This is a genomic window from Nostoc sp. PCC 7524, assembly GCF_000316645.1.
Classification (GTDB): domain Bacteria; phylum Cyanobacteriota; class Cyanobacteriia; order Cyanobacteriales; family Nostocaceae; genus Trichormus.
Window position 1 is genome coordinate 5,904,308 of the sequence record NC_019684.1, and the last position, 25,952, is coordinate 5,930,259.

Below are 25,952 nucleotides of genomic sequence, written 5' to 3' on the forward strand. Positions count from 1 at the left end.
CCTGAAATAAGTTTAGCATGAAAGCTTTTGCTTTCAGTCAGTTAGTAGTGATGTTGAGGCAGTAGATAAATCTGCCTGGGAAGATGATAATTAATCACGGGAGTTATACCAAGAGAAGATACCTCCAGAAAAGACGATCGCCGCTAATCCCATAAATACAGCCTTTAAACCGACAAAAGTCTCAGCTACACCTGCTAATGCTAAAGGTAGAGACAGGGCAATATTAATCACATTATTTTGTAAACCGAATACCTTACCACGCATTTCTGGTAAGGTTTGTGTTTGAATGGTAGTCTGCATCGGGATACCTACCAATGAACCGAAAACACCTAGCAGTGTTACGAATAGCAAGACTAGCCAGAGTTGAGTAGTGAACAGAGAAAGACCCATCAAAGATGCTGCCATACCCAAACATCCACACAAACTGAGTTGAGTATAAGAGAAACGCTGACCAAACTGACCCAAAATCGTAGCTCCAGCTGCAATTCCCACACCGCCTGCCGCTAATAAAAAGCCGAATTGGGAAGCTTTCAGGTTAGGTATGATTTCTGCCATGCGAACTGCTAAAACAGTTAAAGCTGCAAACACTGAAAACAAAATCATCAGTTGCAGTAAAGCATTACGGACATGAGAGTTATCTTTCAGGTAGCTTAAACCATCGCGCAGGTCAGAAAATACGTGAGGAAACTCGGTTTCCGGTGCGTGGGTTTTTTCGTTGGTGACTAATAGTAGCAAGATGATACTAGCGATCGCATAACTACCACCAACTAAAATTTCTTTACCCAAGCCATTACTACCACCCAGTTGCGCCCAAATAGTATCAGCCAGTGCCAATAACGGTTCTCCTACTGCAAACCCTATGATTACCGAAGCCATCATTGTTGTTGTATAGAGGGAGTTGGCCGATAGTAAATCCTGTTCCTTCACCACCAAAGGAATTGCCGCCTGTTCTGCTGGTGCAAAAAACTGGGTTAATGTGGAGACTAAAAAAGTCACAGCTAAAATAATGGCAAAACCTACAGGTATCATCCCTATGGGTTGCCAATCATGAGTTAACCACAATAGAGCGGGAATGGCTAACACTAAAATGCCACGCCAAGCATTGGTGGCTACTAACACAGTCTTTTTTGACCACCGATCTACAAATACACCAGCTACCGAACCAAACAGCACGGCAGGAATAGTAAAAGCCATCATTAAAGCTGATACCCAACCACTGATACTTTGATTACTGCCCTGAAACTGAGTATTAATCAAGGCAATCATCAGTACCAAATAGACTTTATCTGCCAATTGGCAAAAAACTTGACCACCCCAAAGCGCCAAAAAATTAGGGTTACTAAATACAGGTGCAAACCCCTGCTTTTGCGTAGTACCTGATGCTGCTTCCCCACCAGAACCAGAATCATCTAATAATGATGTAGATTCTTGGCAGGGAGTAGAAGTTACTGGTATACCTTTGGCGTTGTCTTCACTTCTGGTATCACTATGAGTTAATTGCTCTGGGAATTTTGTTGCTGATGGTTCTGGCACATCAGTTTTTGGTATTTCCGATGTCCAACTTTTCCCATTTGGAGAAATATTTGGTGCAGACTTGTCTTCACTATCAATGTGACTAGGAATAGACTGAGGAACAGCACTCAAATAATTTGATGTAGTAGGATCTGATGCCCTATTCGGTTTTCTGGGATGAGTGGGTGACAACGGCAGAATTTTTGTATCCAAATCAGACGGTTGTATCATGGTTGGCAGCAAAATAAGAATCGATTAAAGTAGCAGAGCGAATAGGGCGACCTAAATGATACTGAGCATACTGGCGCAAAATCTGCTCCACAGATAACCAGCTTTGATAGCTGGTGTTATTAATTTGCATTATCTCTGGTTGTGACATCTGTTGGAGCATGGCAAGTTCTTGAGCATTCAAACGCACAGAAATGACAGGAAGTTCTTGCCGATGTACAACTGTTTGGTAGTCAGGTTTTGGGGACTGGGGACTGGGGATTGGGGACTGGGGATTTGGGACTGGGGACTGGGGACTGGGGACTGGGGATTGGTTAACAGTTCTTCTCCCCTGCTCTCCTGCTCTCCCTTGTCTGCTTGCACTTCTGTTGGCTTCTTTTCGTAAATTTTCCCAAGCTTCTAAACAAATAATTCCACCACATGGGATGCTAAAACCTACCTGCCAGTTGGGGTTGCTGGAGTCTGGCATGAGAGGGCGTTGGGTTAAACAACAGGTTTGAACTTGGGGGGTGAGTCCTGCTAAGGCTAAGAGGTGAAAAACGGCATGAGCTAGGCAGGCTAAGATACTAGATGGCTCTGTTCTAGGCAAAGCCTCTAATCGCTGAAGATGTTCATTGAGTAACTCATAGAGTTCTTCTTGGGGATGTTCACTCAAAGCCTGACAAAGAACTATTTCGGCTAGATACTGACTAGCAGCTAATTTTCCTAAATCTTGAGACAAACCCGGATAAGTTTTGACTGTTTGAGCTTGTGTAATTTTATCGAGCGATCGCCCTTTAGCAATCAGTAGCTCGTTGACGACGAACATCCCGCTTCTACCGCCAAGGCTAGAATTATGCTTACGTGCGCCTGGGGCAACTGCTCGAATCAAACCGAATTCTCGTGTCAAAATAGTCACTATTTTATCTGATTCTCCTAGCACTTGGGTTTTGAGATTGATACCCGTTGCTTTATAGGTTTTACTCATTAGTTATTAGTTATTAGTCCTTAGTCATTAGTCATTATGTGAAGACAAAAAATAAATGACAAATGAGTGAGACTAGCTACCTTTTTCCAGGTTATCGCGCTCTCGGATCAAATCAATACTCCGAGATGTGCCTAACCTCGTAGCACCCGCCAATATTAAGTCTAAAGCTTGCTCTAGAGTCCGAATTCCCCCAGAGGCTTTAATTCCTACTCTGTCTCGTGCTACTTCCTTCAACAGTTTGACATCCGATACACTAGCCCCACCATTCCAACCTGTACTGGTTTTTAAGAATGCTGCTCCTGCGTCCATAGCAATTTCGGCGGCTAGTTTTTTTTCTGCATCCGTCAACAGGTTGGTTTCCAAAATCACCTTCACAGATTGCCCTGTTTCCTCACAAATTTCAGCAATTTCTCGGTGAATGGCATCGGTTTTACCAACTTTTAGCCAACCTAAGTTCATGACTACATCTAACTCTGTAGCCCCGTTTTCTACTGCTTCTTGAGCCTCATACAACTTGACAGCCCTAGTTGTCGCCCCCGTAGGAAAACCAATTACTGTACAAACTTTAGGCTTTTTACCGTGTAAGAGTTCTGCGGCTTGTTTGACATAAGCAGGATACACACAAACCGACGCGAAATTAAATCTATCTGCTTGTTGACACCATTGCTCAACCTGCTCTGGAGTAGCTGTTGGCGTTAACAGCGCATGATCGATCAATGGCGCAATATCAATATCTGGATAGTCTGCTGCCATCGTATTTTTACCAAACTAATTGAACTATAAGTCTTTATAAAAAATTAAGATTCTGATAATTAATTAAACCATATCTATTCCGAGTCTAACCTGAAAACTCACTACAGGCTCAGTCGTATATACCGAATATTGAGTACAAGCAGCTAAGATAGGTATTTTACTTAACATTGAACCAAAATATTTTCAGTAATACTTACCCTCCAGCATCAAGAAAAATATACTATTCCCATCATCTAGATGATATTTGATTACCTTAATTTAAAATTGGGAATTTTTCCCGACCAGATACTAAAAAATCCAGAATTTTTTGAGCTAATGCTTTTGATGCCAAATATGGTACACCATTGCCTATAGTTTTAAACATATTGGTTAAGGACATATTTTCTGGCAAAACAAAATTTGCAGGTAAAGATTGTATTGCTAAAGCTTCTGCTACAGAAATTCGCCTAGCTTTGTAAGGATGTAAATGCACTTCATTATTACCATAGCAAGCTGTGGGAGAGTAACGCCAGCGATGTAGACGTTTAAAAGATTTTTTTGTATCATCACCTTCCGCAATACTGGCGAATTTTTGCATACCTGCTCTGGGTTGAAAGTAATGGTGAGCGTTAGGATGTGCTGAAACAGCATTTTTTCTAAACCAATATTCCACTGTCAGTGCTTGCGGAATACCATCAGGACAAGGAATTACAGAATCCTCACGAAATGGTTCGCATTGACTCCAAGGATAAGTAAAAACCTTGTTTTGAGGATACAAAATATGATTCAACCAGGGAAAATTAATAGATGATAATCCAGAATCACTAATAACCTTGATGCCAATATCATCCAAAAAATTTTTTTGAAATCCCAATAAAATAATTCTTTCTCTATCTTGAGGTACACCATACTCAATCGCATTAATTAAATTTTCTGTTAGTATATAATCTGCTTTTTGTAACTGAAGTTTTAGCGATTCAAAAAATTGACGGTGTTTCTTCGTGCGCCACAAACCCTTAACGTTCTCAAATAAAAAAAAATCTGGTAAATTTCGACAAATTAATTCCACATAAGCAGCCGAAAGTTTACCCTGATCTCCTGCATCACCCCTATTTTTACCTCCAATGGAGAAATCAGGACAAGGCGGGCCACCAATAAAACCAACAATATTATTTGAATGCCGACAATCTTTAACTAATTCTTGAAGCTGCTGTGCTTGTACACCTGCGAACAGTTGAGTTATATCTCCTGTTTCTCCATGATGATATCCATATTCTGGCGACGGTAATTTCAGCATCTCGCGTGAATAACGATATGCAGCCATAAACGGAGAAAAGATTTCATTGACATAAAAGATATTAAAACCGCTTGCTTCAAAACCTAAATCTAAAAAACCTGAACCAGAAAAGAACGAGAAAATACGAGGAATAAAAATCATTTGTATATTTTCGTCTCACTTATAAAATTTATTAATTACTAGACGGTAAATATGGAAAAGGGGTTGCAAATAACTCTGAAATCATCAAACATGACTACATAGGATTCATCAAAGCCAAAGCGATTTTCCAGACTCCTGGTGAAATTCAATGATTGACATAAGATATTCTTATGATAACAGGTATACCGGTTGATAGTAAGATTATTGAATGTTTAGGTTTATTTAAATTTTTTTAGAATAATTGCAACTCCTGGATTTAAATGTCTCAGAAAAACAATTTTGAGTCTGAATTTTTTTAATTTCTCGTTCTTAACAAAATCAAACAATAACAAGGAATGAATCAAAAAACATATAAGTGCAATTAATTTCAACTAAAACAAGCCACTATCTTTTCTACCTAGATATTACTGCCTACCCTTACCCAACCCATACTTCCTGTGTTAGAAGCCTTTGTATTCGCAACAATCTTGTGCGGCTTTTTCGGCATCATTCTTAAAAAGAACCTGTTGATGAAAATCATCTCTATGGATGTGATGAGTACCGGGGTGATCGCTTACTACGTACTGATTGCGTCACGAGATGGTTTATTTTCACCAATTGTTGGCAAAGTTGAAAATCCCGCCTATTCCGATCCAGTTCCCCAAGCGGTGATTTTGACAGCGATTGTGATTGGCTTTTCGATTCAAGCATTAATGCTAGTTGGGGTGATGAAACTAGCACGAGATAATCCCACCTTGGAAACCAGTGAGATTGAGAAGAACAATACGCCATGATGAACACGATCACGATCGCTTGGATTGCACTACCATTTTTTTTGGGGTTCTTGATTTTTTTAGTCCCCAAACTCAATCGCTATCTCACCTTGTTGGGGTCACTAGCTTCCGCCGCCTATGCGGTACAGTTATTTGTAGAGCAGTCGCCCATCAGACTAAATTTACTCGACAATTTCGGCGTGACATTAGTAGCCGATGAGTTAAGTGGTTACTTCATCTTAACTAATGCCATAGTCACTGCTGCGGTGATTATCTACTGTTGGTACAGCGATAAGACGGCTTTTTTTTATGCTCAGACAATTCTTGTGCATGGTAGCTTGAATGCGGCCTTTGTCTGTGCGGATTTTATTAGTTTATACGTAGCTTTAGAGGTAAGCGGCATTGCTGCCTTTTTGTTAATCGCTTATCCCCGCAGCGATCGCTCCATTTGGGTAGGGTTGCGTTATCTGTTTGTCAGCAACACAGTAATGTTGTTTTATCTAGTAGGCGCGGTACTGGTTTATCAAACCCATCATTCCTTTGCTTTTGCAGGCTTAAAAGGCGCACCACCAGAAGCTATTGCCCTGCTATTTCTGGGACTATTGGGGAAAGCGGGAATATTTGTTTCTGGCTTGTGGCTACCCTTAACCCACTCGGAATCAGAAACCCCAGTGTCGGCTTTACTATCGGGAGTTGTCGTCAAAGCCAGCGTTTTACCCCTGTTGCGTTGCGCTGCCATTTCGGAAGAAATTGAAATCATCGTCAGGATTTTTGGTGTGGGGACAGCTTTGATGGGAGCATCCTGTGCCGTTTTGGAAAAAGATACCAAGCGGACACTAGCGATGAGTACGATTTCCCAATTGGGTTGGATAATGGCCGCACCGGCAGTAGGGGGTTTTTATGCCTTGGCACATGGACTAGTCAAATCAACACTGTTTCTGAGTGCAGGCTCATTACCTAGCCGCAAATTCCCAGAACTGCAACAAAAGCAGATGGATACAACTCTTTGGATCGGCTTAGTCATAGCGAGTCTATCTATTTCCGGCTTGCCCTTATTGTGTGGTTTTGGGGCGAAGATATTGACTATGAAAAATCTGCTACCTTGGCAAGCGATCGCCATGAATACCGCCGCCGTAGGTACAGCTATTACCTTTGCCAAATTCATCTTTTTACCCCATAAACCCCAGGGAGAACAGCTAGTTAAACCAGGTTTTTGGCCAGCCGTCACACTGTTGATTGGGGGACTATTTGCCACCAATGTCATCTATCTTCAGGCGTATAACCCCAACGACATCATCAAAGCGATCGCCATCATTGCTGGAGGGTGGTTAGCTTATAAGTTGATTTTCCAACGGTTAAATGTCTATATACCCCGTGTATTAGAACAATTTGACCATTTGATTGGGATGATGAGCTTGATTTTAATCCTACTATTTTGGATGGCTTTAGCATGATTGGGTATTTCATATTACGACTGGTAATTTGGTTACTACTCACAGCTAATGTGAGTTGGACAAATATTATTATCGGTGTAGCCATTGCTCTGTTATTGCCACGCGTTTACACATCACCAGATAAATTAAAAGATTGGCTACAGGTAATCGTCAAAATCATCGTAGCTATTCCCGTCGCTTATCTGGAAGCCTTTGAAATTATTTTCCGTCCCCATCAACACGAAGAAATCATTCTCGAACACGTCAAACTCAAGCGATCGCCTAATCTCGTTTTCTTGGATATTTTCATCATTACCTTTACACCCAAAACCATAGTCACCAATTACCGCGAAGAGGGTTGGTATGAAGTCCACCAGATTCAACCGAGGAAAAAACCATGAACCTGGAAATCATCATCATTGCCATGATTGCAGCCTTGCTCATCCCCATCTATGAAACCTGGAAAAGTGATGATATCTGGCAGATCATGTTGGCTTTTGGCAGCATCTCTAGCAAGATAGCCATTATGATTTTGTTCGTCTCCGTTCTCCGCGATGATTGGATGATTGGTGTAGTGGGAGTGATTATTTTGAGTGTGGGTAACGCTGGCTTCATGCTACTAGCGCAAATATTAAAACGATTGAGTGACGTATGATCAACATTTTGAGTTATATCTGTATATTCATCGGTCTGATTTTCTGGTTTTGGGGAACGGCTCATTTAGTTAGCGATCGCTCAGTCTTATTTAAACTACATGGTCTTTCCGTCGCTGATACTCTCGGCTCAATGCTGATGGTTGTCGGCTTGCTACTCAAAATACCCAGTGAATGGCCGCTACTCATCTTGGGGATTATTTCCTTAGCGGTCTGGAACACCATGCTGGGTTACGTAATAGCTCACTGTTCCTATGAAGAGGAAAATCATGAAGGATAGCTATATCTATATAATTATTGCCTTATTGCCCTTAGCGGGTGGGATGTTAGTCACTCAAACCAATCCCTACCATGCTTTAGTAATTCGTGGGGTATTGGGTGCAGTCGCCGCCTTGGTAGATGCCATTCTAGGCGCGGTGGATGTAGCTTTAACTGAAGCCTTGATGGGGAGTATGTTGGCAACTACTCTCTATGCAGTGGCGGTACGCTCATCAATGGTGATGCGGTTGGGGGTAATTCAAGATGAGTCAAGAGAGGAAGAGAGCGATCGCCATTTCAGCACAATTATTGATGATATACGTGCTACTTTTAACAAACACTATCTGCGTTTAGAAATCGTTCCCTATACCAATACCCAAGCTTTGGAGAGGGCGTTAATAGATAAAGAAATTCACGCTACTTGTATCCCCACAGCAGACAGTGGACAAAATAGCGTAGTCGATGGCGCGGAAATTCCACCCTATCAAACGACAACCAGAATCCCACGCCTCTATGAAATCATGCAAACCGAACTTGCCACACCAGGCACAATCCTGTCCTATGTAAACGTTTCCGACTTACAGGAGCAACATTGATGAAATGGGTCTACATCTTAGCAGGGATAGCATTGTTCATCAAAATGCTGGTTCTACAAAATCCTGAACTTGCTCCCACAGAGATTTCTATTGTGGAAATGGTGGTTAAAGATAGTGGCGTTCCCAATGCAGTCTCAGGGATAATTTTCCGTAATCGCCTCTACGACACCATATTTGAGGTAATTGTTTTTACTATCGCCATCTTAGGTGTAAACTATCTGCTAGCCAATGAAAATTCATCCTGCACCATCTATCAATTTAAAGACCAACCATCAATTATATTGGCGCGTTTAGGTGCAACAATTACCGCTATAGTAGGTATTGAGCTAGCAATTCGCGGACATCTTAGCCCTGGTGGTGGTTTCGCGGCTGGTGTCGCCGGTGGAACAGCGATTGGACTGATAGCGATTACCTCATCCTACCCCTGGATGCAGGAAATCTACCAACGTTGGCGCGCCGCCACCTGGGAGAAAGTTTCGGTACTGCTGTTCATCGTTCTGGCGGTAATTACTTTGGCGGGAATAGAGTTACCACATGGAGAATTAGGAACACTATTCAGTGGTGGCGTTCTCCCCATTTTAAATATCATTGTCGCTATCAAAGTCGCCTTGGGTTCTTGGGCGGTAGTGTTGATTTTTATTCGCTATCGGGGGCTGTTGTAGAGCGATCGCATTATCTGCTTGTACACACAAAAATCTATATTAGATTATGAGGTGTTGTAGAAATCAAAACGCGACTTAATTCGGCAACACCCATAAAATTTATACACGCGGAATACATTGCAAAAAAATTCTAAACATTGCTGTAAATAAAATTTACTTCTGAGTCGGGCAGAAAACATTTCATGCTACTGTCTGACTAGTTTTATAGGAAATTTCATATAAAATGGATGAAGATGAGGACATTCTAGAAATTCCTTTACGACCTCTGGTTTGGATGGGAGACTCTCTCAAAAATATCCGTTCATTTCCTGAAGAGGTGCGTGCATCAGTAGGTTACGCGCTGCAATTGGTTCAAGCAGGGGAAACACCAACGGATGCCAAACTTTTTAAGGGGGTTGGAAGTGGCGTGTATGAAATCGTTAAACGCTACGATACCGATACTTACAGGGCTGTTTATGCAGTAAAGATTGGAGAAAAAATCTATGTTCTGCACGCTTTTCAAAAGAAATCAACGCGGGGTATTAAAACTCCACAAGCGGATGTTGACCTGATTAAACAACGCTATAAGGATGCAGTAGCAAGGGAGAAACAAGAGTGACACAAGAACCCGTTTTTGAAGAAAGCAATGGTAACGTATTCGCTGACCTTGGGTTATCAGATGCAGATGAACTGTTTACGCGGGGTAAGATAGGTATTCAGGTACTGCGCCTTTTGAAACAACGCAACTTGAAACAACGAGAAATCAGCGAACTTCTTGGTATTTCCCAGCCAGAAGTATCTCATCTTATGAAGGGAGAGTTTCAACGGTTCAGCGAAGGCAAACTCCTGATTTTCCTGAAGCGACTTGATACAGAAATCACTTTACATCTTCGCCCCCGTCACGCACCAGAGCAATCTGCTGAAACTGTGATATCGCTATAAGGACGGATAAAAGGCATATAGGATATGAGTTGAGAAAAATCGGCTTTTTCGATTCACAAAAATAAATATAGTCACGCAAAAGCGCAAGGACTTGTGTTTGCGCCTTTGCGTGAAATTAACCCACAACTTCTGGCACTAATCGCTTCACCCCTTGCTTCACAAAACCTTGCAGAAAAGCTAACTGCTGATTTTGTTGGAAGACATTTTGTAAGGTTTGACGCAATTTATCTAAATTCAAATTATTACCAGAATCTAAAGCAATTTCTTGCTGTTCAAAATATGCAATTAGACTCAAGCCAGCGACTCTAGTCAGATAAGCTGCACTCACACCTTGCACTAAACCACCAGCGACAAAGGTAACAGCGTTACTTTTGAGAACTGTACTAATAGCTTTAGTCGAAAGTTCCACTAAACCTAATTTCAGCATCAAACTTCCCATTGTTCCCGCTACAGTTTGCGCTTGTTCTAGGGAGAATTTCTGCTGATAGATATTACCCAAATCCATTACCATTTGAGCATTAATCGCCGCCGTTGCCAAAATATCCAGTGCTGGAACTGGGTTAGCAAAAGCAGCAGCCGCAGCTATCCACTGATATTGTTCAATAATTGGGGTAGCGCGATCGCATCTCACCCCATTCAAATAATTTTTCGCCTCAGCTTTCAACAGCAGAGCCTGTCTAGTAGTAGTTGTCCACACCAATTGTTGACTTTGCTGTACTAAAATCTCATTCAATTGCTGTGTCAACTGCTGAATATCTGCTGCTGGCTGTTCCATCCATTCTTGCACATTCCCATCAGCCTGATGTTTCCGCACTTTCACCGCCACAGGAGCAGCTGAAACCGCGACTACATGATCCTGCTGACGTTGTTTTAATGACTGCAAAATACTAGCACGCTCATCAGGCAAATATTGGTCTTGTTTGTTGAAAACTAAGACTTGTGGCTGATTAGTTGCTGTTAACTGTTTTAAGGCTTGAAATTCCGAATCAGTTAAATCACCGTTAGTTAAGAACAAAACTAAGTCTGATTTTGCTGTTTCTGTGAGAATAGCCGCATCAGAGGATTCTACCTCTCGAAACAAAGGTGCTGTTTCTTGGAAGCTAACTCTTTGCTGTGTTTCTTGCCAATTACTAGACTCTAGCACCTGAATTAAGGTACTTTTACCAACGAATTTACCGCCAGTGACAGCTAATCTCAAATCTTGTCTGTCTAACTCTACAGGTAATGCGGCTAGCTGTGTTTTCAGTGTGTCTAAAGCTGGATGGGTTGCAGCTTCTTGCGCTAACTGATTAATCACAACTTCAGTTTTAGCGATCGCATTCACTGCTGTTTCCCGATCAGTAATGATACCACTCGGTTGTTCTGCATGGTCATGGGGGAAGTTACGCTTCCACAGCCACAAACCACCACCTACAGCTAAGAGACTGACTAAACTTAGCTCACCTACCTGCATAATTGAATGATGCCAACTTTGCACCATCCATAAGGAAAAGGATAATCCTAATCCTCCTATTAAAATGGGTCGCTGTAACTTCACAACCATGACTCTCCGAACTTTTTGGAATATTCCAACTCAACAATAAACCAAAACCCTGCTGCACCGACTTGTAAAGGTAAGATTAACTCCCAAGCCTCACGATATTTTGCCGAACGGGGTTGACGCTGGCGTTTTTCGGTTTCGACAAGGTGTATTTCGCTACCATAGCTGATAAACACATCTACCGGAAAGACATAGAAAACATCAAGTGGTTCTATGTAGGCTAGGGCAAAATCAAAGTCTGATGGTTGATATGTTGCTCTAAGCATGAGTCGGCGATTTGTTTTAGTGCGGCGATTGTCTACAACATAATTACCAGATGGCTCATGCAACCAAGCATACTTGACTTGGATTTTAACTAAAGTTCCCTCTATATCAAATACTAAATCGTATGGCAGGCGATCGCCAATTGTGTTTTAAAACTCCCCAGCCACGCTTTAAAGCATGAAGCACAGCAGCTTGCTCTGCTATGTCTCCCCTCAGCTTTGTGTCCATTGGTCAGACGGAATAACTTATATCAGCATAAAACAAAACCCCATAATCTTTAAAGATTACAGGGTTTTATTTTAAATTTGGTGGCGGGAAGTGGATTTGAACCACTGACCTTCGGGTTATGCTTACCATCTACAACTTTCGTTGCCCAGTTTTACTGGTTTGTGGTCTGGACTGTCCCTTCACCCTCGGCGTTATCGTTAGGGTGCCTGCCTTCCAGTCTCTACACCTTCTCTGTTTCCAGAGCTTGGTTCGGGATTACCGCGCTGTTGGCTTCCCCGAGTTTGACAGGTAATCGCACATGAGTTTCTCCATGTACCGCCCACTGCAAAACAAACTAATAAGCGCGTAATTAGTTTTGCTAGTTGAGCCCGACGAGCTACCAGGCTGCTCTATCCCGCGTCGCTCTCGACTTTTCAAGTATAACTCAAAAGCTTAAGTTTGGCAACTACAAAAATGATAATTCTCCGACAACCTCTAGACGTGTGTATTTGCCTGGGTTCATAAACTTTTCTGCCAAGCTTTCAGCGACGCTAGGAGTAATCCAGCCCATCTGTTGCAGCAAGTGAATTGCCACAGCATATTTTGCTCGTTTAGCACCATCCATGACTTTAATTGCCAAACCCATGCCTTCACCGAGTCTGCCAATACACTGGACTCCTTCCGCTCCAGATTTACTTACCAGTTCCCCTGGAGTGAGACGCATTAATTCTGTATCGAATTCTCCATCACCTGCCACCATTGCTGGGTGATGAGTCATGGCGCGGACAATGCGCTCCATATCTAAGTTACTACTAGAAGCTAACAGCGCATATAAAGAAGCTATTTGACCTAGTTGCATGAGATACGTCGGTGCGCCGCAGTCGTCATGGGCGCTGATGAATTCTTCGGCGGGCATTCGCAGTAACTCAGCTACCTTACCAACAATTAATTGCTGTACTGGGTGCTTGCGTTCCAAGTAATTATTCAACGGCCAATGGCGTTGTTGACAAACAGCCAACATCCCTGCGTGCTTACCAGAACAGTTGTATTCTAGAGGACTGCGCTTACCTTTGGGAATTGGACATTGCAGGACAGAAGGATCAAGATCGGCTCGCCACAGGATGTTAAATACCTGTCGTACTTGTTCGATAGTTCCCTTGTGAGAACTGGTGATGATGGCTAAGTCGCGATCGCTGAGATCATAACGTTCCAGTGTGCCTGTAGTAGTGACAGCTAGTGCCTGAAATGGTTTCAATGCTGAACGGACAAATGTAGCTGTTTCTGCATTACCTGCAACAGTTAGCACCCGTCCCCGTTCGTCGCATACAACCGCCTGGACTATATGCCTCGATTCAATAATACCTTCTCGCAACAACCGGACTTCCAGTGCTGCTGCTTGAGTTCGTTTTCCCATTGTCATGGGTTAAATCTATCACTTTTTAGTTATTAGTCATTGATCATTAGTTATTAGTGATTAGCTAATGACTAATGAGTATTTAAAACAAATGCCAAACTATAGTACCAGTAAGAAACATTCCCGCCAAGCTAGCGAATGTAAATTGTAACCGTTGAAGAATGGGTTTGATTTCGTAGGTGACAATCAAGCGATCGCGATTTAACACTTCTTGCGGCTTGAGCCATGTTTGTCCGTCATACCACCCTGATTCTTCATAAAATACAGTTGTACTATATAGGCGATCGCGTACATAAAGCCAGCCTAAATATAAGCGTAATAGTCCTAAGACTACCCCCACACTGGCCCCAGCAGATCCACAGAGGATAAAATGTGCCATTTGTTTGGTAGGTGAGAAACTGGCTGCGGCTACTGGTCCCGCCACTAACCAAGATAAACTCCAAATCCAAACCAGCTTTTTGACATACTCCTGCGAATTCAAGACGCAATCCCGAAATAGCCAGGATGTTCTTAGCTGTTCATACTCATTAAGCGGTTGTTGTTCTGTGGGAACTGGGCAATTTGCCAGTGAGGAATTCATCATGTTGGCTTACCACCACCTTCTTCAACATTGGGAAGGGAAATACGTTCTGCATGAACCCAGAATGCTTCTAAATTATAAAATTCCCGTTCCTTTGGCATCATTATGTGGACAATCACGTCGCCGTAGTCTTGTAGCACCCAGTTTCCTTCGCCTTTACCTTCTGTCCGCAAAGGACGGCGTTGCCACTCTGTTTCTACTTTATCTTCTATTGCTTGAGCGATCGCCCTAACTTGCACCCTAGAATAGCCAGTCAACATCACAAAATAATCTGCCAAGTAAGAGACATCTGCTACCTTCAACACTAGAATATCACCCGCTTTGCGGTCTGATGCAGCTTCAGCGATAGTTACAGCTAAATTTCCACTCAATTCAGTGTCACTCTCTGAATTTCTGAGTGCGCTCTTGGTAACTGAGACGGATTGTAATGGTAAATTTCCTTGGAAATAATCAGACATTCAACCTCAGGTGCTTTATCCCTTTGATTACGGTTTTTGAGAATTAATTACAAACAACAATCGAACCAGAACTGTATATCTTGGTTTTTTTGAATACTAACAAAAAAATCGGTGTTTATGGCATAGGCTCAGTGATTGACTAATATATCGCAACATTACTGGGGCTGCATTGCAGGAGGTCTTTTTGTAGCGTTCCATCCCACAACGGCTATTTTCACCGTACAAAATTCAATATGGTCATTCCACTTAGCCCAGCAGTCATATCTTCTTGGAGACGGATCACAAAGCCGTAAAGTTGATAACTCACAACTATACACTGCCGTTTAACTCTATAAATCTGCTAAAAGATAGTATATAGCATAGCTGACGACTGTGCATTCTGCCTAAAGTGTGACTAATAACAATTACTAATAACTTTTCGTATGCCTAGCATCTGCTGCATCTTAACTCTAGGCAGTCCTTAATATACAAAAAATAGGGCATAGAAAATAATTTTTTGAATATCTATACCCTCAGATATTTGATTTTTTTTAGCTCTATAATGTTTTGGTTTCTAGTGCAAACTAACGTTAATACCTAGACTTCTTGTTTAGAAACTACTTTGGCTGCGATTGGTTGACTTTCCGCAGTGACTGAGTAGAATAATTTTTCGTATTGATTTAAAGCCTGCTCGAAAGCATATTGTTCAGTAGCGTATTTCCGGCTATTATAACCCAATGTTTTAGTTTTTTCTGGGTGTTTGTATAGGTCTAAAGTTGCCTTTGCTAAAGCTTCGGGGTCTTCTGGAGGAACTACAATACCACCTCCACTTTGTCTCACAGCTTTGGCGGCTGTACCGTTGCGGGGTACGGATGCTATTAATGCTCTACCACTAGCCAGTAAAACTTGGATTTTTGATGGCATATTGAAAGAGATGACGTTTTTCTTTTGTACCACCAAACCAACATCTGCTGCTGCTAACATCTGAGGCAAATGTTCACGGGGTTGAAATGGTAGTAACAAAACATTATCAGCGCCGCAGTCTAAACAATACTTTTGTAATCTCTGCAAACCTTTAGCTTCACCAACAATCACAAAGGCTATTTCTGGAACATGACGCAACATGGCAGCTGCTTTGATCACAGTTTCTAACCCTTGTGTCAAAGCAATGTTTCCTGAATACAGCACTACAAATTTGCCATTTAGGTTGTGTTCGTCCCGGAAACTATTGTTGACTTTTGGTAAGGGACGAATGAAATTCACATCTACCCAATTAGGGATTTGCTCTATTTTGTGGGGTGATACGCCTTTAGATAGTAGATTTTCTACAAAACCATCAGCAATGACACTAATTTTTGTGGCACTCTTGTAAGCAAACTTTTCTAATACTGAAAACACTTTGATCAGCCATTTGTTTTTCAGTAATCCCACATGGATAGCTGCTTCCGGTAATATATCTTGAAGATTTAACACTACAGGACAGGCACGTAACCATCCTAACAAGGCAGCAGGTACACACACAGGTAGTGATGGCGACGTTGAGAGAATCACATCAGGCCGCCAGCCGAAAAGAGCAGGTAAAAAGCTAGTAGTGACAAAACTAGCATCAAGCAATATTCGATCTAAAAGCTTAGGTTGTGGGCGAATCCAAACATAACTACGCTGGATTTGCACACCATTTTTATATTCTGTGAGATACCATTTGCCACGATATCCTTCGTAAATTTGACGCTCAGGATAGTTAGGCATGGCTGTAATGACACGTACTTGATGTCCTCGCTTAACCAGTCCCTCTGCTAATTCTGTCATTAGCGGGGCAATCCCAATTGGTTCTGGATAGTAGTTGTAGGAGTAGATTAAAATCCGCATAACAAATTAGTCAGAAGTCCCTGGCTGTTTAGTTCATACAAGAAAATATCTGTCTTACAGATGATTGCTTCTTACTCAAAAGCATTTGTTAAGACATATATTTAATTTTGTCTTTATACTATTGATGTGTCAGTGCTTTTTCGTTGAAGATTTAGTAAATATTGGTGGAGCTTGCTTAGGTAAGACATGAGATTTTTTTTACTTTATAACTTGTAATTATTACTTATTGTCTAATGATTTAGTATAGGCATAAACTCCGGTGTAATTAATTAAAGTTTCTAGCAATCATTGGGAGTAATTTGTAAAATGTCAGTGAAATTGAGGTGATATATGAAAAATATTTTGTTTTGATACTAAAAATAAGACATTCACGACGCAAAACTTTTTCTTTTTTTCTCAGTAATCATCTGGGTACGAGCTTTTTCATATTTTTAAAGTTTTAAAATTGCTGTGTTTGATTGTTGGCGAGAAATCAAACTGCAAATAATATAGATACATAGTTATATAAAGATAAATAGTTGAAATATTGATGAGCGAAGGCTGCTGTACATAGCATTCCTACAACCCTTACAGTGGGAATATGAATATAAAATTTACCTTTGTAGCCATGAACCAAAAGTAATTTTTCTGAGTGTAGTTGTGATTACTTTTCTCACCTGTAAAAACTTTTCACAACTTGTAAGAAGTTTTGTAGGATAGCAGTCTCCATCTCAGAACGCCAGACAATGGCTGTTTCTATGAGTGGGGTTTGCTCGATCACAGCGCGATAGACTACACCAGGTCTTTGGAGGTTCTGTAAAGAAGAAGGTGCGATCGCAATTCCCATTCCTGCTGATACTAGACCAATAATAGTTTGCATCTGGATTGCCTCCTGAGTAACTTTAGGGCTGAAATTTCCTTGTTGGCAAAGATTGATGATGTGATCGTAAAGTCCTGGTGCTAGATAGCGAGGAAACATGATGAAAGATTCAGGAAAAAGCGATCGCACTGATATACATTCTTGGTGAGCTAGGGGATGATTTGACGGTAAAGCCACAATTAAAGGCTCTCGGTGAATGCACTCTTGAGAGAGTGTGTTGTCTTCTAGAGGAGGATGGGCAAAGCCTACATGAATCCGATAATCTCTTAACGCCTGCTCCTGTTGAGTTGTAGTCAACTCCAGTAAAACTAATTCGATTTCCGGAAAATGCTCCCGAAATTGACGCAAAATCACAGGTAGCAAATCATAAGTTACCAAACTGGTAAAGCCAATTCTGAGTTGACCGATTTCACCCCGTCCAGTTATTTGAGTTAACACTACTGCTGCTTCTAATTGCGCCAGTAGTTGATAAGCCTCCTGCAAAAACACTTTTCCAGCTGCTGTTAGTTGTACCTGTCGCTTAGTTTTGCGCTGAAACAGTTCTACCCCCAGTTCCGCCTCTAGCTGCTGGATTTGTTGGCTGAGAGGCGGTTGAGCAATATGCAGTCTTTCTGCGGCTTTACTGAAATGTAATTCCTCCGCTACAGCAATAAAGTAGCGTAGGTGTCGTAGTTCCATATTTTTAATATTTTATAAGTCTCAATTTTGAATAAATATATATTGGACATCTAAAAGCAGTCTACCTATGATACTCGTACAGATTAGTTGACGATACGGAAGGAACAAAGATGACGGAGAACTTCAGAAGTAAAGTAGTCACACAAGGAGTGCAGCGATCGCCAAATAGAGCCATGCTGCGAGCAGTAGGATTTCAAGACGAAGACTTTAACAAAGCAATTGTCGGCATATCCAACGCCTACAGCACCATCACCCCCTGCAATATGGGGATCAATCAACTAGCACAGAGAGCCGAAGCCGGGATTAAAAAAGCCGGAGCCATGCCGCAAATGTTCGGCACAATTACCATTAGTGACGGCATTTCTATGGGAACAGAAGGAATGAAATACTCCCTAGTCTCCAGAGAAGTCATTGCCGACTCCATCGAAACCGCTTGTAACGGACAAAGTATGGATGGAGTCATAGCCATCGGTGGCTGTGATAAAAATATGCCAGGGGCAATGATTGCCATGGCACGAATGAACATCCCAGCCATCTTTGTCTACGGTGGCACCATCAAACCCGGACACTACAACGGTAAAGACTTAACAGTTGTCAGTTCCTTTGAAGCCGTCGGAGAATACAGCGCCGGCAAAATTGACGAAGACGAACTATTAGCAGTCGAACGGCAAGCTTGTCCTGGTGCTGGTTCCTGTGGTGGGATGTACACCGCCAATACCATGTCCTCAGCCTTTGAAGCGATGGGCATGAGTTTACCCTATTCCTCTACAATGGCAGCAGAAGATGATGAAAAAGCCGATAGCACCGAAGAATCAGCCAAAGTATTAGTCGAAGCCATTCGTCATCAACTCTTACCCCGGCAGATTATCACCCGCAAATCTATAGAAAATGCTATTTCCGTGATTATGGCGGTAGGTGGTTCTACCAATGCCGTGTTACATTTTCTGGCGATCGCCCGCGCGGCTGGTGTAGAACTCAATTTAGATGACTTTGAAACTATCCGTGGTCGTGTCCCCGTTTTGTGTGATTTAAAACCCAGTGGTCGATATGTTGCCACCGATTTACATAGAGCTGGTGGTATTCCCCAGGTGATGAAAATGCTGCTAGTGCATGGTTTACTCCACGGTGACTGTATGACTATTACAGGGAAAACCATTGCCGAAGTCTTAGCGGCAGTACCGGATGAACCACCCACTAATCAAGATGTGATTCGTCCTTGGCATAACCCCATGTATGCCCAAGGACACTTAGCCATCCTCAAGGGCAATTTAGCCACAGAGGGGGCGGTAGCCAAAATCACCGGGGTGAAAAAACCCACCATTACTGGCCCCGCACGGGTATTTGATTCGGAAGAAGAATGTTTAGATGCTATTTTAGCGGGTAAGATTCAAGCTGGTGATGTGATTGTCATCCGCTACGAAGGACCCAAAGGTGGCCCTGGGATGCGGGAAATGTTGGCTCCCACCTCGGCTATTATCGGTGCTGGCTTAGGGGATGCAGTGGGATTAATTACTGATGGGCGATTTTCTGGAGGGACTTACGGTATGGTTGTGGGTCACGTTGCACCGGAAGCTGCCGTTGGCGGTAATATTGCTCTGGTAGAAGAGGGTGATAGTATTACCATTGATGCGGATTCTCGCCTGTTGCAAGTTAATGTCTCAGATGAAGAATTAGCCCGTCGTCGTACCAATTGGCAACCTCGTCCGCCCCGTTACACTAAGGGTATTTTAGCGAAATATGCCAAGTTGGTGGCTTCTAGCAGTGTTGGCGCTGTCACTGATTTGGATTTGTTTAATTAGGGGTAAAGCTGATGCAGAGCGGAGCCGGAGTTTCTCCGCCTCCGGGGTGAGGACTGTCTAATCGGGTAGATTCATTCCCCGATTAGACAACCGCTAGAATCACCTCCGCTTTTAGCTGGCGTGAGTGTCAAACGAAGTTTTAGAGAATTTGGGAGAGAAACTTGCGGGTTCGTTCCTCTTGAGGTTGGGTGAAAAAGGTTTGTGGGGTGGCTGATTCGACTAAGTGACCACTATCCATTAACACAACTCGGTCGGCGACTTCACGAGCGAATCCGACTTCATGGGTAACTACTACCATTGTCATGCCTTCAGTGGCTAGGTTTCGCATCACATCTAAAACTTCTCTGACCATTTCTGGGTCTAATGCCGAAGTAGGTTCATCAAATAACATAATTTTAGGCTGCATAGCCAAAGCACGAGCGATCGCTACCCGTTGTTGCTGTCCCCCAGATAACTGTCCTGGGTATTTGTGCGCCTGTTCTAAAATTCCGACTCTTTCTAATAGCTGCATCGCCAATTCTTCAGCTTTGGCTTTCTTCCATCGACGCACCCAAACTGGAGCTAAGGTGATATTTTGCAGCACTGTTAAATGGGGAAATAAATTAAATTGCTGAAATACCATCCCCACCTCCCGCCGAATTGCATCAATATTTCGCAAGTCGTGACTGAGGGTAATTCCATCAATATTAATTTTTCCTCGTTGGTATTCTTCTAGAGCATTAAATGTGCGGATAAAAGTTGATTTTCCTGAGCCAGAAGGTCCCATCAATACTACCACTTCTCCGCGATAAACTGTTAAGCTAACACCTTGGAGAACATGAAATTTACCATACCATTTATGAACATCTTCAGCAATAATTATTGGTGTTTGTTCGTTCACAGATTTTAACCTCAATTTTTAAGTAGTTGGGAGAGCCAGTTAGATTAACTAATAACTAATAACTATTGACTATTGATGCAACTGTTTCTCTAATCGCCGAGAAGCTAAGGATATAGAGTAACAAAACAGCCAGTAAATGAAACCAATAAATAAATATACTTCTGCATAACGACCAATAAATTGAGGTTGTGCCAATATGGAACGAGCAATACCTGTCAGTTCCACTAAGCCCACAAGAGATAATAGAGAAGTATCTTTAAATAAGCCGATAAATTGTCCCACAATAGCAGGAATAACAGCACGTAAAGCTTGAGGCAAGACAATAAATATAACTGTGAAAGGAGTATTTAATCCTAGTGCTTTGGCTGCTTCGACTTGTCCACGAGAGATGGCTTGGAGTCCACCGCGTACATTTTCGGCCATGTAGGCAGCACTGAACAATACTAAACCTGCGATCGCTCTTAAAACCCTATCTAGGCGTATATCTGCTGAAAGAAATAAAGGTAACATGACTTGCGCCAGGAATAAAATCCCAATTAGGGGAACTCCTCGGATGATTTCAATATAGAGAATAGAAAACCAACGGACTACAGGTAAATTGCTAGTTCTTCCTAATGCCAGTAAAACTCCAATTGGAAAAGAAAGCACAATACTAACTGCGGCCATTAGTAATGTAAGTAGCAAACCATTCCACAACGTTGTAGATACAGGTTGTAAATTAAATCCACCACCAATTAGCCAGAGAATTAGGAGAAAAGATAATAACCATACTAAAGAAAGCCAAGGTGCTATAACTTGAGCAAACTTTTTCCCTAACCAGAGACTAGGAATTAGTACAGACACAATTAAAAATGACCAAAGGCGAGATATTAAATCTACAGGTAAGATAATAATTCCCAAGGTGGTGATAACGGCGAATATTCCCATACTCCGCAATTTCAACTTTGGCTGACTAAATAAAATACCTGTATTTATAGCAGCCAAAGTAGTAGTAATTGCTAATACAATCCAAATCCGCCAATATTGGCTTTGCGGATATCTCCCAACTAAAAATAAACGTAAGTTGACTTGAATTACTTGCCATTGTGCTTGAGTGGTTGCCCAAATTACTATTCCCTGCACTAGCCAAAATAGCAATATCAAGCAAATAACAGTTAACAAACTATTATACCAAGTGCTAAATAAGTTTTTACGTAACCAAGTTAGTTGTTTAGTCATTAGTTATTAATCATTCTCCCCTACTTAGTTTCTAGTCTCCAGTCCCTATTATCTTTCTTTGATCTGAACTCTGCGGTTGAATAAGTTCATGATTAAAGAGATAGTTAAACTGAGGGTGAGATAGGTGAGAGTCAGTAGTAACATTACCTCTACAGCTTTCCCGGTTTGGTTAAAGGTGGTGGAGGCGACAAAATAGAGATCAGGGTAGCCGATCGCGATCGCTAAACTCGAATTCTTGGTGAGATTCAGATATTGGCTAGTCAGTGGGGGAATTATTACCCGTAAGGCTTGAGGTAGAATCACTAGCCGCATAATTAAGCTTGGTTTTAATCCTAGCGATCGCGCTGCTTCCCATTGTCCTTGAGATACTGACCCAATTCCACCTCTGACAATTTCGGCAATGAAAGCGCCTGTGTAAAAAGTTAATCCCAAAAGTAAAGCGGAAAACTCTGGAGATAAGTTAAACCAGGGTAATTCTATGCCATTTTGACTCAGACCCAAGAATCCCCAAAGGGTGATTTTATTTTGGATTTTGGGAAAACTTAAAAAGACGGCGAAGTACCAAAATAACAACTGTAATAGTAAAGGCGTATTGCGGAATACCTCTACATAAACCAGCATAATATTCCTAACTAGCCAGTTGTCTGAGAGTCTCCCGATACCTGCTATAACTCCAATAATTGTTGTGAAGATGATTCCTAAAACTGCTACCCTTAATGAGTTAGTTAGCCCTACCCAAAAGGCACGAATATAAGCATCAGTTGGTTGATAAGGAATTGGTGTTTCGCCAATATCAAAAGATGCTTGCTGGTTAAGAAAATCAAAGCCAAACTGAATCCCTAACTGCTGTAAGTTGCGGTTGAGATTATTCCAAATAATTGCCACTATAGCTAAGGCTAAAAACACAGCAATTAATTGTCCAGCTATTCGCCAAAAGCGATCATCACGCCATAAAGGGGGTTTAGTCATTGGTCAATAGTCAATAGTCAATAGTTTTTCTCCCCTGCTTCCCCGGCATTTCTCAGTTCCCATTACCTGAAAGGTGGTGAATACAACAGTCCGCCTTTTGTCCACTGTTGATTTTGACCGCGAGGTAAGTTGAGTTTTGTTTTTGGGCCGAGGTTGCGATCGTAAATTTCATCATAGTTACCAACGTGCTTAATCACTCTGGCAGCAAAGTCATTGGTTAAACCAAGTCCTTGTCCGAGATTGCCTTCAGTTCCTAAAAACCGTTTAATCTCTGGATCATTACTGGTAGCAAATTGTCCAACATTTTGAGAGTTAATGCCTAACTCTTCAGCTTTGATTAAGGCATAAACTACCCAAGTGAGAGTATCACGCCATTTGCTATTTCCTTTAGCTACTGCTGGTGCCAGGGGTTCGGAAGAAATGACTTCATCTAAAATGACGTGATCTTCTGGTTTGGGGAGAGTTGTACGTCTGGATACTAAAGCGGAGCGATCGGCGGTGACAGCTTCACAACGTCCTTCTGCATAAGTGGCAAAGGTAACGTTAACATCTTCAAAGACAACTGGTTTGTAAGTAATACCTCGTTTCCGCATTTGGTCTGCTAGGTTCTGTTCTGTGGTAGTACCAGTTTGTACACAGATGGCTTTGTCTTTGAGATCTGTTAAAGATTTCAGTCCGCTATCTTTGCGAACCATAACTGCTTGACCATCGTAAAAAACTACAGGTGCAAATTCTAAACCTACTGATGTAGCACGGCTGAGTATCCAGGTGGTGTTGCGGCTGAGGATGTCTACTTCGCCAGTTTGTAAAGCTGTAAACCGTTCTTTGGCATTGAGGTTACGGAACTCTACTGCGTCTGGGTTGTCAAACAAAGCTGCGGCTACAGCGCGACAAATATCTACATCAATCCCACTATATTTACCATCAGTGCCTACAAAGCTAAACCCTGGAACTTCGCCACTGACACCACAAATTAATTGACCACGGTTTTTGACAGTTTCCCAGCGATCGCCTGCTGAGGTATTACCTGCATTTGGTGTTGTTGCTGAGTTGCCACCACAAGCTGTAGTAGTAAAAATTAAGGATGCTGCCAATATTAAACCTGATTTCCGCATAAAATTCCTGGATAATTGACTTTAAAATGTATTGGTGAATACAATAGTTTGGTTAAACCGAAATAGATGCTTGTAATATAAATCTTTTTGAGTACCTATGTGGCAATTTCATTAACTGCAAAGTTTATGGATATTTTTTCTGAGTGATTGAAAGTAAAAAATATTTATTTACGCTATCTTGAGTTACCTTCTACTTTAGAAAAGGGCAGGTTTGTACAATAATTTCTCAACTATAAAACTGAATTTACTAATTAAGATAATGTTTTTGAAGTAAGTGAGGTACATCATGAGTAATGAGCAAGAAATTTACTCATTACTTATTACTCATTACTTATTACTTATTACTCATTACTCATTACTCATTACTTTTTTCAATTAGTTGCTGTACCTCATAAAAATCGAATCTGCTGTATATCTTGAAACTCTGTTGACAAATAAAAATTACTGGAAGTTAAGGAATTTGGATATATCAGTCAACAAACTCATCTGATGTGCAACAACTTATTGCATACTTCTAAAAGAAGATAATTAACTACACCAACTTCAGCACCTGCCACTAAAAGGTTAAACTATATTCTGGTGACAGATGCTTCACCGTTGCTTAAAGAGGCTTTTATGGGAGCTAATCTACAACAGATTGCTAATTACTTAGATAAGATAGGTTGGGACTACCGTTTCGATGAAGACGAAGACCAGATCATCACAGGTGTAGAAGCTGATAACGTAGAAGATTTTCTAATAGTTGTCCAATTAGATGAAGGGGGAAAATTTTTCCGGGTATTTGCGCCTCAAGTTATAGCTATAGTTCAAGATCATCCTCACAAGGAAGCTATTTTACAGACAATCTTGACAATTGCCTGGGAAACGAAAATGCTGCACTGGGAATATGACCCGCTTGATGGTGAAATCCGTGCCATGATTGAATTCCCTTTAGAAGACTCAATTCTCACGGAGAGGCAATTTCATCGCTGTTTGAGTGGATTAATTCAGATTGTAGACAATATAGCAATCCCACGTTTAAAAGCGGTAATGGCAACAGGTCACGATCCAGGGAATATAGAACTTGGGGAAAGAATTTTACTGAGTATTCAGGAAGAAGCACCTGGATTACTGGAAATCCTAGAAAAAGCAATGCAAGCTAGGAAAAAGCGAGGAAGTTTTCCTACAGAGTGAGACGAAACATCACTTAAATAGCTATACTCCAAAGTGATACCCTCACAATATACTGAAATTTTCTAGGGCTGGATTTTATGACATCCTATGCAACCTCCTCTGCCAAAGCGGAAATGAGTGAACTCCGGCGGTTAAAAGGCTTACTACCGCCAGAATTGCAGAGCTGGGTCACGGTTGAAGGTACAACTGAGGTCAATCCACCCCTGATCCGTTGCGAAGAAATTGGTAAAGACCAAGTAGAAATTCAAATTGACTTGGTGAAATGGGACACCTTAGCAATGGATCAGCGTAATCTGCTGTTCTGGCATGAAGTCGCCCGCATTCAAAATGACACAATTCCCAAAGATGGTTGGGAAATGGCAGCATTAGCCATCGGCTTAGGTGGTGCTGTAGGTGAGTTGTGGGTACAGGATGGATTGTTGTTAGTGTTGGCTTTGGCGCTGTGTGGCGTTTCCGGCTGGCGACTATATCAAAAAAATAATGGAGAAAAGCAACTCAGAGAATTAATTGATGCTGATGATAAGGCGATCGCACTAGCAACTCGTTTTGGTTATAGTCTTCCTAACGCCTACAAGAGTCTAGGTAGTGCCTTAAAAACCCTCATCGATAACACTCCTAGCAAGCGCCAACGCTCTCGCTATGAAACGCGGCTTTCTGCTCTTAAGCGTAGTGCGAATAAAGCCAAAGCTAAATCTAGAGCAACAGATGAAGGCGAATTGTAGTCACCAAAAATAGATTTGGGTGGGCAAGTATTGCCCATCCCATGATTTAAATTTGATTTATCTTCATCAAAATTTT

General features: G+C 41.7%; 27 protein-coding genes. 12 read left to right on the plus strand and 15 right to left on the minus strand.

What is annotated here, in order from left to right; translation table 11 throughout:
• Positions 1–90: 90 nt before the first annotated feature.
• The 4 genes from NOS7524_RS24175 to NOS7524_RS24190 all read right to left on the minus strand — a co-directional run bounded on the left by NOS7524_RS24175 (position 91) and on the right by NOS7524_RS24190 (position 4,877).
• Positions 91–1,743: an MFS transporter gene (locus tag NOS7524_RS24175; RefSeq protein WP_015141102.1), complete on the minus strand. Its 1,653-nt coding sequence runs from the start codon at positions 1,741–1,743 to the stop codon at positions 91–93.
• The gene (gene recO, locus NOS7524_RS24180; protein WP_015141103.1) at positions 1,727–2,707 is read right to left on the minus strand and encodes a DNA repair protein RecO; all 981 of its coding nucleotides are present in this window, start codon (positions 2,705–2,707) and stop codon (positions 1,727–1,729) included. The genes NOS7524_RS24175 and recO overlap by 17 nt, the downstream gene beginning before the upstream one ends.
• A gap of 72 nt (positions 2,708–2,779) precedes the next feature.
• Positions 2,780–3,460, minus strand: a complete 681-nt coding sequence (deoC, locus tag NOS7524_RS24185; protein WP_015141104.1) for a deoxyribose-phosphate aldolase — start codon at positions 3,458–3,460, stop codon at positions 2,780–2,782.
• A 253-nt stretch (positions 3,461–3,713) separates the two neighbouring features.
• Positions 3,714–4,877, minus strand: coding sequence for a DNA cytosine methyltransferase (locus NOS7524_RS24190; protein ID WP_015141105.1), 1,164 nt, complete (start codon positions 4,875–4,877; stop codon positions 3,714–3,716).
• 437 nt (positions 4,878–5,314) lie between these two features.
• On the opposite strand from NOS7524_RS24190, the gene NOS7524_RS24195 reads away from it, so the two are divergent.
• From NOS7524_RS24195 to NOS7524_RS24235, 9 genes are all read left to right on the plus strand, one after another.
• A complete protein-coding gene (locus NOS7524_RS24195) occupies positions 5,315–5,650 on the plus strand; it encodes a cation:proton antiporter subunit C (protein WP_015141106.1) in 336 nt (111 codons plus the stop codon).
• Positions 5,650–7,083, plus strand: coding sequence for a cation:proton antiporter (locus tag NOS7524_RS24200; protein ID WP_041555440.1), 1,434 nt, complete (start codon positions 5,650–5,652; stop codon positions 7,081–7,083). The genes NOS7524_RS24195 and NOS7524_RS24200 overlap by 1 nt, the downstream gene beginning before the upstream one ends.
• Positions 7,080–7,463 carry a Na+/H+ antiporter subunit E gene (locus NOS7524_RS24205; RefSeq protein WP_015141108.1) on the plus strand — a complete coding sequence of 128 codons (384 nt, stop codon included), beginning with the start codon at positions 7,080–7,082 and terminating at the stop codon, positions 7,461–7,463. The genes NOS7524_RS24200 and NOS7524_RS24205 overlap by 4 nt, the downstream gene beginning before the upstream one ends.
• Complete coding sequence (locus NOS7524_RS24210) at positions 7,460–7,717, plus strand: hypothetical protein (protein ID WP_015141109.1); 258 nt, start codon at positions 7,460–7,462, stop codon at positions 7,715–7,717. The genes NOS7524_RS24205 and NOS7524_RS24210 overlap by 4 nt, the downstream gene beginning before the upstream one ends.
• The gene (locus NOS7524_RS24215) at positions 7,714–7,995 is read left to right on the plus strand and encodes a monovalent cation/H(+) antiporter subunit G (protein ID WP_015141110.1); all 282 of its coding nucleotides are present in this window, start codon (positions 7,714–7,716) and stop codon (positions 7,993–7,995) included. The genes NOS7524_RS24210 and NOS7524_RS24215 overlap by 4 nt, the downstream gene beginning before the upstream one ends.
• Positions 7,985–8,569, plus strand: coding sequence for a DUF4040 domain-containing protein (locus tag NOS7524_RS24220; RefSeq protein WP_015141111.1), 585 nt, complete (start codon positions 7,985–7,987; stop codon positions 8,567–8,569). Before NOS7524_RS24215 ends, NOS7524_RS24220 begins: the two co-directional genes overlap by 11 nt.
• Complete coding sequence (locus NOS7524_RS24225; protein WP_015141112.1) at positions 8,569–9,231, plus strand: Na(+)/H(+) antiporter subunit B; 663 nt, start codon at positions 8,569–8,571, stop codon at positions 9,229–9,231. The genes NOS7524_RS24220 and NOS7524_RS24225 overlap by 1 nt, the downstream gene beginning before the upstream one ends.
• 223 nt (positions 9,232–9,454) lie before the next feature.
• On the plus strand, positions 9,455–9,829 hold the full coding sequence (locus NOS7524_RS24230) for a type II toxin-antitoxin system RelE/ParE family toxin (protein WP_015141113.1): 375 nt from the start codon (positions 9,455–9,457) through the stop codon (positions 9,827–9,829).
• Positions 9,826–10,152, plus strand: a complete 327-nt coding sequence (locus tag NOS7524_RS24235; protein ID WP_015141114.1) for a helix-turn-helix domain-containing protein — start codon at positions 9,826–9,828, stop codon at positions 10,150–10,152. The genes NOS7524_RS24230 and NOS7524_RS24235 overlap by 4 nt, the downstream gene beginning before the upstream one ends.
• Positions 10,153–10,267: 115 nt before the next feature.
• Here the strand turns inward: NOS7524_RS24235 and NOS7524_RS24240 are convergent, their stop codons facing one another.
• The 7 genes from NOS7524_RS24240 to NOS7524_RS24270 form a co-directional block, all read right to left on the minus strand.
• Positions 10,268–11,695, minus strand: a complete 1,428-nt coding sequence (locus NOS7524_RS24240) for a slr1306 family protein (protein ID WP_015141115.1) — start codon at positions 11,693–11,695, stop codon at positions 10,268–10,270.
• Positions 11,686–12,099 carry a group I intron-associated PD-(D/E)XK endonuclease gene (locus NOS7524_RS28945; protein ID WP_327084613.1) on the minus strand — a complete coding sequence of 138 codons (414 nt, stop codon included), beginning with the start codon at positions 12,097–12,099 and terminating at the stop codon, positions 11,686–11,688. The genes NOS7524_RS24240 and NOS7524_RS28945 overlap by 10 nt, the downstream gene beginning before the upstream one ends.
• Positions 12,100–12,629: 530 nt before the next feature.
• Positions 12,630–13,583: an asparaginase gene (locus NOS7524_RS24250; protein ID WP_015141117.1), complete on the minus strand. Its 954-nt coding sequence runs from the start codon at positions 13,581–13,583 to the stop codon at positions 12,630–12,632.
• A gap of 76 nt (positions 13,584–13,659) precedes the next feature.
• Positions 13,660–14,160 (minus strand): CGLD27 family protein, encoded by a 501-nt coding sequence (locus NOS7524_RS24255; RefSeq protein WP_015141118.1) that lies wholly within the window; start codon positions 14,158–14,160, stop codon positions 13,660–13,662.
• Positions 14,157–14,615 (minus strand): ribosome silencing factor, encoded by a 459-nt coding sequence (gene rsfS, locus NOS7524_RS24260; protein ID WP_015141119.1) that lies wholly within the window; start codon positions 14,613–14,615, stop codon positions 14,157–14,159. The genes NOS7524_RS24255 and rsfS overlap by 4 nt, the downstream gene beginning before the upstream one ends.
• A gap of 576 nt (positions 14,616–15,191) precedes the next feature.
• Positions 15,192–16,463, minus strand: a complete 1,272-nt coding sequence (locus NOS7524_RS24265) for a glycosyltransferase family 4 protein (RefSeq protein ID WP_015141120.1) — start codon at positions 16,461–16,463, stop codon at positions 15,192–15,194.
• A 652-nt stretch (positions 16,464–17,115) separates the two neighbouring features.
• Entirely contained in the window at positions 17,116–18,000 is an 885-nt protein-coding gene (locus tag NOS7524_RS24270) for a LysR family transcriptional regulator (protein ID WP_015141121.1), read from the minus strand.
• Positions 18,001–18,110: 110 nt separating this feature from the next.
• Between NOS7524_RS24270 and ilvD the strand changes: the two genes are divergently transcribed.
• Positions 18,111–19,799, plus strand: a complete 1,689-nt coding sequence (gene ilvD / locus NOS7524_RS24275; RefSeq protein ID WP_015141122.1) for a dihydroxy-acid dehydratase — start codon at positions 18,111–18,113, stop codon at positions 19,797–19,799.
• Positions 19,800–19,938: 139 nt separating this feature from the next.
• Here ilvD and NOS7524_RS24280 read toward each other — a convergent pair whose 3' ends face one another.
• From NOS7524_RS24280 to NOS7524_RS24295, 4 genes are all read right to left on the minus strand, one after another.
• Positions 19,939–20,679, minus strand: coding sequence for an amino acid ABC transporter ATP-binding protein (locus tag NOS7524_RS24280; protein ID WP_015141123.1), 741 nt, complete (start codon positions 20,677–20,679; stop codon positions 19,939–19,941).
• Positions 20,680–20,748: 69 nt separating this feature from the next.
• Positions 20,749–21,897 (minus strand): amino acid ABC transporter permease, encoded by a 1,149-nt coding sequence (locus NOS7524_RS24285; protein ID WP_015141124.1) that lies wholly within the window; start codon positions 21,895–21,897, stop codon positions 20,749–20,751.
• 48 nt (positions 21,898–21,945) lie between these two features.
• Positions 21,946–22,866, minus strand: coding sequence for an amino acid ABC transporter permease (locus NOS7524_RS24290; RefSeq protein ID WP_015141125.1), 921 nt, complete (start codon positions 22,864–22,866; stop codon positions 21,946–21,948).
• Positions 22,867–22,928: 62 nt separating this feature from the next.
• The gene (locus tag NOS7524_RS24295; RefSeq protein WP_015141126.1) at positions 22,929–23,981 is read right to left on the minus strand and encodes an amino acid ABC transporter substrate-binding protein; all 1,053 of its coding nucleotides are present in this window, start codon (positions 23,979–23,981) and stop codon (positions 22,929–22,931) included.
• A gap of 615 nt (positions 23,982–24,596) precedes the next feature.
• On the opposite strand from NOS7524_RS24295, the gene NOS7524_RS24300 reads away from it, so the two are divergent.
• On the plus strand, positions 24,597–25,154 hold the full coding sequence (locus NOS7524_RS24300; protein ID WP_015141127.1) for a hypothetical protein: 558 nt from the start codon (positions 24,597–24,599) through the stop codon (positions 25,152–25,154).
• Positions 25,155–25,231: 77 nt separating this feature from the next.
• Complete coding sequence (locus tag NOS7524_RS24305; RefSeq protein WP_015141128.1) at positions 25,232–25,876, plus strand: DUF3318 domain-containing protein; 645 nt, start codon at positions 25,232–25,234, stop codon at positions 25,874–25,876.
• Positions 25,877–25,952 lie beyond the last annotated feature (76 nt).